10 protein-coding genes are annotated in these 10345 nt (G+C 38.4%); 2 read left to right on the top strand and 8 right to left on the bottom strand.

Annotated elements, in window-relative coordinates; all coding sequences use genetic code 11:
- Positions 1–2046: PAS domain S-box protein (locus SVZ03_11475; protein MDY6934822.1), on the top strand; the 2046-nt coding region annotated here is incomplete at its 5' end.
- Positions 2047–2117: 71 nt separating this feature from the next.
- Here the strand turns inward: SVZ03_11475 and SVZ03_11470 are convergent.
- The 5 genes from SVZ03_11470 to SVZ03_11450 form a co-directional block, all read right to left on the bottom strand.
- Positions 2118–2651 carry a DUF3106 domain-containing protein gene (locus tag SVZ03_11470; protein MDY6934821.1) on the bottom strand — a complete coding sequence of 178 codons (534 nt, stop codon included), beginning with the start codon at positions 2649–2651 and terminating at the stop codon, positions 2118–2120.
- Entirely contained in the window at positions 2635–2865 is a 231-nt protein-coding gene (locus tag SVZ03_11465; GenBank protein MDY6934820.1) for a hypothetical protein, read from the bottom strand. The genes SVZ03_11470 and SVZ03_11465 overlap by 17 nt, the downstream gene beginning before the upstream one ends.
- Positions 2862–3305: a zf-HC2 domain-containing protein gene (locus tag SVZ03_11460; protein MDY6934819.1), complete on the bottom strand. Its 444-nt coding sequence runs from the start codon at positions 3303–3305 to the stop codon at positions 2862–2864. The genes SVZ03_11465 and SVZ03_11460 overlap by 4 nt, the downstream gene beginning before the upstream one ends.
- Positions 3306–3339: 34 nt before the next feature.
- On the bottom strand, positions 3340–3942 hold the full coding sequence (locus SVZ03_11455) for a sigma-70 family RNA polymerase sigma factor (GenBank protein MDY6934818.1): 603 nt from the start codon (positions 3940–3942) through the stop codon (positions 3340–3342).
- 87 nt (positions 3943–4029) lie between these two features.
- The gene (locus SVZ03_11450) at positions 4030–5298 is read right to left on the bottom strand and encodes a hypothetical protein (protein MDY6934817.1); all 1269 of its coding nucleotides are present in this window, start codon (positions 5296–5298) and stop codon (positions 4030–4032) included.
- Between the two features lie 344 nt (positions 5299–5642).
- Here SVZ03_11450 and SVZ03_11445 point away from each other — a divergent pair, with 344 nt between their 5' ends.
- Positions 5643–6605, top strand: coding sequence for a hypothetical protein (locus SVZ03_11445; GenBank protein MDY6934816.1), 963 nt, complete (start codon positions 5643–5645; stop codon positions 6603–6605).
- 119 nt (positions 6606–6724) lie between these two features.
- On the opposite strand, the gene SVZ03_11440 is transcribed toward SVZ03_11445, so the two are convergent.
- From SVZ03_11440 to SVZ03_11430, 3 genes are all read right to left on the bottom strand, one after another.
- On the bottom strand, positions 6725–9232 hold the full coding sequence (locus tag SVZ03_11440; GenBank protein ID MDY6934815.1) for a pyruvate formate lyase family protein: 2508 nt from the start codon (positions 9230–9232) through the stop codon (positions 6725–6727).
- Between the two features lie 472 nt (positions 9233–9704).
- Entirely contained in the window at positions 9705–10058 is a 354-nt protein-coding gene (locus SVZ03_11435) for a hypothetical protein (GenBank protein ID MDY6934814.1), read from the bottom strand.
- 69 nt (positions 10059–10127) lie between these two features.
- Positions 10128–10345, bottom strand: a 218-nt coding sequence (locus tag SVZ03_11430) for a glycine radical domain-containing protein (GenBank protein MDY6934813.1), incomplete at its 5' end; no start/stop codon positions are given.

Below are 10345 nucleotides of genomic sequence, written 5' to 3'. Positions count from 1 at the left end.
AACTTTGCAATTGAACAGCTTCCAATACCTGTTGGCATTGCTAATGCACCGGATGCTGACCTCTCAATACTTAATCAAGCAGCAATAGATTTGATGGTAAAGCCACTGGATAATTATAAAGAATTAATCATCAATGAACATCGTGAACTTTGGCCGTCATTTCATCCTGACGGAACACCATATACAACAGATGAATTACCCCTGATACGCGCTATCCAAGAAGGACATATTACACGCAATGAGGAAGTTATTCTTCGTCGTAATGATGGAGATCGCTGGGTATCCGGAAGCGCCGCGCCTTTGATAGACGAAGATGGAAAAATCATTGCAGCTATTTGCGCTTTCCCTGATATCACTGAGCTGAAACGTGCAGAAGAGGCGATAATAAGACAAAAGGAAGAAGAAACAAAAGCGCTTACTATAGAGAAGGAACGAAAGGAACTTATGGAGTGGGTGAATACATTTGATACATTTGTTGCAAAGTATGATATTGATGGTAATATGTATTATTGTAATGAATCAGCTCTTTGGGGAACTGGAGTAACAGAGGATGAAGTTTATGGGAAGTACTTTCCTGATATGGTATTCTGGTCGCATTCAGATGCGGAAAGATCAAAAATTGTAGAATGCTTTAAAAAGGCCAAAGCAGGTATCTCCAGCAGAATCGAGACTAATTTCGAAGGAGCCAATGGCAGTCATGTACCTATAATTTTTAACTGTCAACCGGTATTGAATGAAAAAGGGGAAGTTAAATACATCACTGCAGAAGGGATAATTATTATTGAACAAGTTCGTTTGCTTGAGGAATTACAAAATGAAAGGGAAAGCCTTGAAGTACGAGTTAGAGAACGCACAAAGGAATTAAAGGATTTAAATATTGAATTATCGAGAGAGATCGCTGAACGAACAAAAGCAGAAGAGGAGTTAAGATCTAGTGAAGAGCGTTATCGCAACTTGTTCAATAATAATCATTCTATAATGCTTATGATAGATCCTGAAACTGCGGATATCGTTGATGCAAATCCAGCAGCCTGCTCCTTCTATGGCTACAGTCATGACGATCTGCTAAATAAAAGAATAACAGATATTAATATTTTTTCAGATGAGCAGGTATTTCAGGAGATGGAACTGGCAAGGTCAATGGAGAGGATGAATTTATTCTTTCAACACAAACTGGCTAATGACGAGATCAGAGATGTTGAGGTACACAGCGGGGTTATTAATTTTTATGGAAGAGAGCTTCTTTATTCGATCATTTATGACATATCCGAACGCAAACAGACGGAGAGGGAGTTGACAAAATATCGTGAGCATCTGGAAGATATAGTTGCAGAAAGAACAAAAGAATTGGAAGAAGCTCATGAAAAGCTACTTACAGCAGAACGACTTGCTACCCTAGGGCAACTTTCAGGCAGTATTTCACATGAAATAAGAAACCCCCTCAGTATAATAGATAGTTCTGCATATTATCTTAAAATGAAACTTCCAGACACTGATTCGAAAATTCATCAGCACATCGATCGTATCAAGAAGAGTGTGAAACGCTCAACCGCTATCATAGAGAGTTTATTAAACCTCACAAGAATGAAGGAACCGATTATGGGTTCAATTAATGTTGCCCTGCTTGTTGATGATACACTCACCTCGATAACACAGCCCGAACAAATTAATGTTATTGTAAATATACCTGATGATTTTTCAATTAAAGGGGATTATGAATTGATTCGAATGGTATTCAAAAATATTATAAAAAATGCCTTTGATGCCATGAAGCATGATGGAAGGCTTACAATTATAGGTAATAAAGCAGATGATGGCCGAGTTATTCAAATTATGTTTGAAGATACTGGACCCGGTATTACATCTGAGAATATCGAAAAAATTTTCCAGCCCCTCTTTTCCACTAAAACAATTGGCATTGGATTTGGTTTGACAATCTGTCAGCAGGTTATAGAGAGACATGGAGGGGTAATAGATGTTACGTCAGAACCAGGACAAGGGGCAGTCTTTACAGTGCGGCTTCCATCTTGTTTAGGCCATCAGTAATGTGCAAAATAATTCGTCCTATATATAAACAAACAGAAGCGACTGATTACAAAACACAAAAACAAAAAAACTTATTCAATTATTCTCGATCTAGACCTTACCCTCTTCCTTCGTTCTCTATTTTGTCTGTTTTTTCTTATTTGTTTTCTCTTCCCTTCAACTGATAACCTCTGCCAATTGCGATACTTTTTCATAAGCATCTTTCTCTGGGTTGGATTCAAATCTCTGAATCTTCTGTATTGTTCCCGAATATGACGTTTTTTATCAACAGGCAGTCTTTGCCATTTCCTATATTTTTTTTCAAGAAGCTTTCTCTCTTCAGGTGGAAGCCTTTTATACCGTTCCAGATTCCCTCTTATTCGTTTTCTTTCTTCAGGTGGCAGAGATTTATATTTACTGATATTCTTCTTTATTTCCTCTTTGCGGCTTTTGGGGTATGACATCCATTTATTATATCGGTTTCTAAAAATTTCCTTCTCATCATGACTCAATTGATTCCACTTTTTTAGGGTTTCATTATCAATATTTTCAGCCAAAAGCGCTCCTTGGAATATTAAAGAAAAAGAAATAACGATAAACGCTATTATATTAACCTTTCTTTTCATGACCCTCTTCCTCAATCAAGATGTCAATATCTTCTAGCATTTCCAAATTCTCCATAAGTTCCAACAGCTCTAAAATTTCCATAATCTTTATCACTTTCATATCCTGTTTGTATATCTGAAATTCCGGATTTGCATGTTCCTTTTCAAGCTGAGCTATAACACTAGACAGATAGATATCAAAACAAACAAATGATAATATGAGTATCCGTATCACGATTTTACTTTTAGCATATTGATTGAATCCCAGTTTTCCAGAAGATCAAGATGGTTGATGATTTCATAATCCCTGAATAACTCAAGGTGTTCGGATATAATTTCATCATCAACAGTTGGAACAGGGTTTCGGTTATAAAACATAATAGAGAACACTATTAGAATGACTATAAGAGCAGAGGCATAGTAGTATCGCCATCTAAAGGAGAAAATAGTGTTCAATGACCACAGACGTCCATTCCTCCGAATATTTTCGATCCTGTCCCAAAAGGATACATCAAAGCCATCAGATGATTCGATTTCTGTAAGACCAGCAAGGAAATTATCTGTTAATTGTAGTGATTCAATCTCTCTGCGACAATCCCTACAAGTTTTAAGATGCAGACGAATCTTGTCCGCCTTATAATGAGGCAATTCTTCATCCATATACGGTGATAACATTCTCTTATATTTACATTCATGTCTCATATAACTATCATCTTCCAGATATATTGAAAATTTGAGAACTCTTCTGCAGAATCATTTTAAGATTCTGCCTTCCCCTATAAATTAAGGATTTCACGCTACTCTCCGAGCATTTCATCTGCAACCCGATATCCTGATATGAAAATCCAAAATAAATCCTAAGCAATAAGGCAATCCGCTGCTTTTCGGGCAGCCCTGAAATCGCCTTTTGAACAATATGATCACGCTCCTTATCCTCTAATAGATATTCAGGATCTTGCCTTTCCCTATCTGCAATCTCCCTTGCCCACCCCATTTCATCTGAATTATGACAAGAATCAAGGGATTCCATATAATAACGGTATCTCGTCTTCCTCAACTCATTCAAACACACGTTAGTCGCAATCTGAAAAATCCATGTAGAAAATTTTGCCTCTGGACGATAGCTTGGCACTGCCTTGAAAACTCGCAAAAAAACTTCCTGAGCTAATTCTTCTGCTACATCCCTATCATTACAAAACCAGAAACAAAAACTGATAATCCTATTCTTGTATCTTGTAAACAAAATCCTAAATGCATTCTCATCACCATCCCTGAATTTTTCCATATATTGAATATCTGAATCTTCTTTCATCTGTTATATTAAACACATAGATTTCAAAAAAGTTTCTGATAATTGACATTGATTCATCAAAAATTTACAGACTCCTGCCTTAATTGCTCAATAACTCGCATTAAGGCAAAACATAAACCTGCTAGCCCAATTAGGATAATCTCTCTGAGGTAAGACAAAATAATTGCCATATTTAAAAAAATCAGCCTCAATCGTCAGCTTGCATCTATCACAAATCACATAGGAGAGAGACAGGTCTGTTTCCCATCCATAATAGTTTCTGGACCTTGAGGGTTTTTCTTCTGGAAACAACAATCCCGTGTTCATCTCAACCAATATTTCATCAATGGGTTGATAATCGATCCTTAAACCGGAAGCGATTATACCTGCCAGAGTAATCCCTCCCAGAGAAAATGCATCTAAAGGCATTTGATTACCAAATCCTTGGAAAAAAATGGCCATCCTTGTGTTATTTGGTAAAGGAGAAAAAAAAGCGCTAAACTCGCCCCTTACAGGTTCCATATCGCCCCTTGACATAATGCTAAATATGCCTGCTGAGATCTGATCTGTCAAATTATAATCAATCCCCATATCAATCATATAAGAATTAATACTAAAATCAACTCTCTCCTCCCTGAAGGGATATGAAATTGTCACAGTCTCCCGTCCCTTCTGGATAATAGCGATTCCAGATGTATAAATATTCCAAATAAACAACTCTGCATTCAGACCATACCAAAACAAATCTCCACTACTGCCAGCTATATTATCAATAAAATAATTTCCCAATAGAGAAGGGTTTATCCAATTCATCATTTTAGCGAAACCATCATCAGCATCATGACAAAAGACACCAAAGAGTTCCACCTTTTCTAAAAAATCCAATTGATAACTCAATAAAATCGAAGCTATTGGACTTAGTTCCCAGACTTTACAGGATTCAAGGCTACAATAGAACCGAGAAATTGGCTGGAATTCTAAAAGAACTCCAGGCTCATCGCTATCCATAATTAATCCTCTGCCAAACAGGAAAGACTTCTGACCCACCTGAATAGAGGTTTTTACTAATGTGAGGTGTAAATATGCTTCAATAAGGTTAATATCTATGTCATCTGAATTATCCTTCGCATCAAAATAATGAAACCAGGATAAGTCAGCTAAAAAATATCCACCCAGCCTATTCCCTGCTGAAAAGATTAAACCAGGAGTAATACTAATGAAATTATATTCGTCATCATGATCAAAAATTAATGCATTATTTCTATAAAAATTACTCTCCCTATAATAATTTTCACTGATTTCATATACTATTCCGTATTCATAGGCGTATGCTGTAGCTTTAATAATTACTATAAATCCCAATAGTACATATATCATTGATTTCTTCATAGAATAATTATTTATCATCAGGTATATAAATTCTGCAAGGTACTTACTGAAAAAATAACAAACCAGTCAAATATTTTTTCACATTTCAGCGAAACTTTTTTCACATTAATGGGTTATACACATTATGCTTTAATTCATGGTTTGGGTTTATTTAAATTATGTATAATGCGATTATTTATCGAATAAAAATAAGGGGGAATAATTATGAAATAGATTCAAAGAAAGAATTTACCTTCATATTCATATCTCATCATACCCTTGCATGATATCCAGATATATGATGAACTTAGCGACACAGATTTAAAATTATAATAAAAAGGAGAATCACTAAAATGAATTTAACAAAAATTATCATCAGCATTTCCGCCCTAGTATTTATCACTCTTTTAGGATGTAGAGAGGACTCAGCAAATGATTATATTATCATCCCGGATAATGCTACAGAGGAGGATTCAATTAAAGAGGATATCGATAATGAATATTCATCACTCTTTCTTACTGAATCTGACGAGGATGGGGAAGACGGTGAAGAAGATTATCTCACTGAAGAGGAAATCAATGATGATTTCATGCCTTTCTGGTATAGAAGATGCCATAGAGAATCCAGAGACATTACCATTCATATTGAAGATGGAATTGCTGATGTAACATTAATCACAGGGTTAGAGGGATACTTTATGATAGATGTAGATGGCGACCGCAGGTGTGGGAAAAAGGAAATACAGGATACCGCAGTTCGATATGCTGTATTTGAGAGAAATACCATTGATGAGAAAAAGAATGGCAAGGGGCATTGGAAGCTTAAGGAGTTATCACCCTTGGAGATACAGCTTCAAAATGAGGAGAAGAGAACCATTTTAATTCTTAAGGTTACAGCATTGGTGGATGGAGAAACCAGATTTATGGTCGATGATTCCGCTATGATGTTTGGGGTACCCTCCGAGTTGCCCCATTTCTCACCAGGAGAGGTGGTCAAGTTAACTGCTAAAATTGAAAACACTAATGAAGATGGATCTGAGAGAGAATCTTATGTCTACCTTCACCACAGCAGAAGAGTACTCCAACCAGGGATGGAAAAACATAGAAGGAGAAGACATTTAATATTTGATGACGGCGAAAATGGTGGAGATGAAGTTGCCGGAGATAACATCTTCACAGGTACATATACCATCCGAAACGCTGCCGGTTTCCATCATGTGGGAGTTGATGTTTTGGATGCTGAGATGTTTGAAGACGAAACCACCCAGAACTACAACTCAATGGCATGGGTAATTCCCTATATAATTGAAAAATGACATAAAGAAGGGCTGTAACCCTTGTTTATTACCTAAAATTGCATATAAAAGCCCACTCCTACCCTTGGCGGAGTGGGCATTATTCTTTCAGAATAATGCAATTATGTATAATCCGTTATCTATCCCAATCCCTGTATCGTCCTCTGAATAATATTGTCCTGAGTCTTTCGGCTAATATCAACGAAATGAGCGCTGTATCCAGCTACTCGAACGATCACCTCCTGATACTGTTCGGGATCCTTCTGTGCTGACCTCAAAGTTGCGTCATCCACCATATTAAACTGCACATGATCAATTCCCAAATCTGCCCATGTCTTTATATAGGACTTCCATAACTGATATCCCTTCTCCCCTGCAAGCTGTGTAGGGGATAAGCGCTGATTTAAAAGAAATGCCCTACCATCACTAATGTGATTGATCTTCCCGCATGACTTCAATACGGCAGTCGGGCCTTTCTTGTCTAAACCAGGCCCAGGTGATATTCCTCCATCGTAAAGGGCATCACCCAACCTTCTCCCATTTGGTAATGCATGTACCATATGCGAAAAATGTATATTCCCGCTCACATTCTCAGGAAGAGCAGGCCATGAGTTGCCGGAGGGACATTTCATCTCCCTTGAGTGCTTTGCTGCTTTCCTCAAACAACGAAGCATTATTTCATCTACATAATCGTCATCATTTCCCCACTTCGGCGCATTCTTAACAAAGTCTAGCCTCATCTCCTCCTTATCGTTCCAATTATCCCTAATTGCGTCTATCACCTCAGCCATGGTGTACTTCTTCTCATCAAAAACTAACTTCTTTACTGCTGCTAGACTATCTATGTTCTCAACCCATGTGAAAAATGTTACCCAGGCATTCCCCCTCTCACCCTCTGGGCTGAGTCCATCAATCCCTGTCTCCACTGCCCTTTCATAAATGGCAGACAGCATTGGACGGCCAAAATTTTCAGCGCTCTTCACTCGTCCAATATTGACCATACGCACAGCAAGATTCATCATCCATTTCATCTGCCCCTCCCAAGCCTCAAACAACTCTTCAAAATCTATAAATTTCCTAGCATCACCAGTTTTAGGCCCCATCTGCATATTCATACAGTAATCATAACCATTATGAAGAGCATACTCTATCATCTTTGATGTATTCAGCGTAGCATTGGCCATACGAAAGGGCTGACACCCATGTTTGGTAGGAGGACAGGGCGACATACACGCCTGATGTACCCATAATCTCGCCTCTTCTAATGGATGACCATGCCAATGCATGCTATTTGATATTAGAACTGGATCATTTCGGATGCTCGGATATCCTAATCCATGACGTATGCATTCGAAAACCTCCCTCATTACCTCATCCTTCACTTGAGGATGCCACCTAAATCCAAAGGTTGGATTAGAGACTCTTACTTTCCTTGCTGCTTGTAATATGGCTATCGTCATATCATTGCAGGCATCCGTTCCATCAGGTTTCACACCCCCCAGAGTCCCTACATAGGTTGATGGTATGCCTTGAAGTCCTTCCTGAGCAAGGCTTGGAGCCATTGAGCCTATTTCATGTATGCGTATAAGGAATTCCCCAATCAGGTCAATCGCTTCCTCTTTTGTTAACCTCCTCTCAATATTAACATCTTTATTGTAAAATGGACCATGATAATAATCCATACGGTGAGTCCATGTGTTTCCAACCTCAAACCTGGAAGCCATCTCAACGAAAAAATCATACTGCAATGATTCATGAAGATTCCTCGGCGGCTTTGCCGGCACCCGCTCACAGATATCTACCATTCTCAGAAGCTCCTCCTTACGCCTAGGATCGCTCTCAAAATTCTCTGCGATTATCCGCGCCAACCTAGCATAACGCTTCGCATACCTGATGCTTGCCTCCAAAACAATCTGCATCGCCTCCCAATTCGGAAGTCTATCATATAATGAAATAATATCAGGGCCAGGAACACCTGAGAGCTTATCCTCAGCCTCTTCGATTTTCCCTTGTATTTCATCGTAAATACTCTCAAATCCCCTGCTCAGAATGAAGTCCCAGTCTCTGGTATGATAACTAGCGCTGGCTATAGGAATCCCCCACATAATGCCGCCGCTAAAACACTTCACAGTATCCTCTGGTGGCAGCATCTTTATCATCTGATCCAAGTCAGTTTTGCCAGCCCAGTAATTATTGATTTCAGAAATTATCTTTAAAGACTCATCCCTTGGCTCAGGTATGGTTCCCTCCGAATTATAATACTGTTCATTAAACATGCTTGCGCCCTCCTGACGCCACATCTGAGTATGCGGCAAGCTTCCCGAATATCCTACAATTTGAGAATGATCAGTAATAAAGATGGAAATGTTATCCATTACATTGGAAATTGCTTTTGCCCTCCTCAGCATCAATGGATCATCCTCATTCTCTTTCCAAGATTCTGTAAATAGTTGTGGTCTCTCTAAATCCATCTTTAAGCCTGGAACATAACTCCCTCCTTTGGCTCCCTTCTTCCATACCGACTTTCTCAAATAATCAAGACGTTTGGAACGTTTTTTTTCAGCTACCCACCACCATTCCCTATTCTTCTCAAGCTCTTCTATTGATTTATCTGGCGCACTCTTTATCTTCGCTTTTAGTTCCTCCATTTTTAATACCCCCCAATTTATCGTGTTTATTGGTATTATATTCCTGTTTATCACATGATACACATATATTAAATGATAAACATACATTCCAAAATATTGATTTATATCTACTATCTTTCACAAATAACCAAATAACAAAAACCGCACTAGCATTATGCCAGTGCGGTTAATATTAACATAATTGGTCAAACCCTTTAATCATCCATAGTATGACAACATTCTGCTTATGTCCACAGCATTCCACAAATTTACAATTTATTACCAACACATGCACTACCTCCTCTTGACATTGCTCAGCATCCTTTAACTATACCCTGATCAACGCACAACCCATCACATCATTCTAAAAATGATCCATATACCCTTGTTATTAGAAATGTTTCCCTCTGGATAATAGAACTTCCGATTAACATGCATTCAATTAGCTGTCATTTTTTATTAAGATTTAACCAATAACGCTTAACCCTTCAACCTATTTCATCTGTCGATAAACTCGGCTCACTGACGGATCAGCGATCTCTGCAGCATCCTTATCAATAAACTCCATCTCGTCATAATGCTTACAATTACTAGCATTCATATTCCATCCTGCCAGATAGGCTGATTCACCCTCCGTAACGAATACTGGAGGGTTGCTCTCAATATTTGATCCCCCCTTTAAAACCTTACACCAACCTGTTCCATCTTGAGTAAATTGACGCGCACCAAAATTCTTGCATTTACCGCACGCTCTATCAGGCATTTTTTCTCTTTCTTCCATGCTTTTTGGCTTGGCTATAAGAGAACTTGCCCCATCCTTCCATTCTGAACCCTTTCTTGGCATCATTAGCCTCCTTTCAATATTATATTACTATTTTCAAAAATCCCGATTAAACAGGACTATCATTTTCCATTTCTATCCTAATCCCTGTATAGTCCTCTGTATAATATTGTCCTGCGTCTTGCGACTGATATCAACAAAATGAGCGCTGTATCCAGCCACCCTTACTATTACCTCCTGGTATTGCTCTGGGTCCTTCTGTGCAGCCCTCAGCGTCGCGTCATCTACCATGTTAAATTGAACATGATCAAGTCCTAAATCTGCCCATGTCTTTATGTACGACTTCCACAACT

It is taken from the genome of Spirochaetota bacterium (genome assembly GCA_034190085.1).
Classification (GTDB): Bacteria; Spirochaetota; UBA4802; order UBA4802; family JAFGDQ01; genus JAXHTS01.
This window is presented reverse-complemented; position numbering and strand designations above follow the sequence as displayed.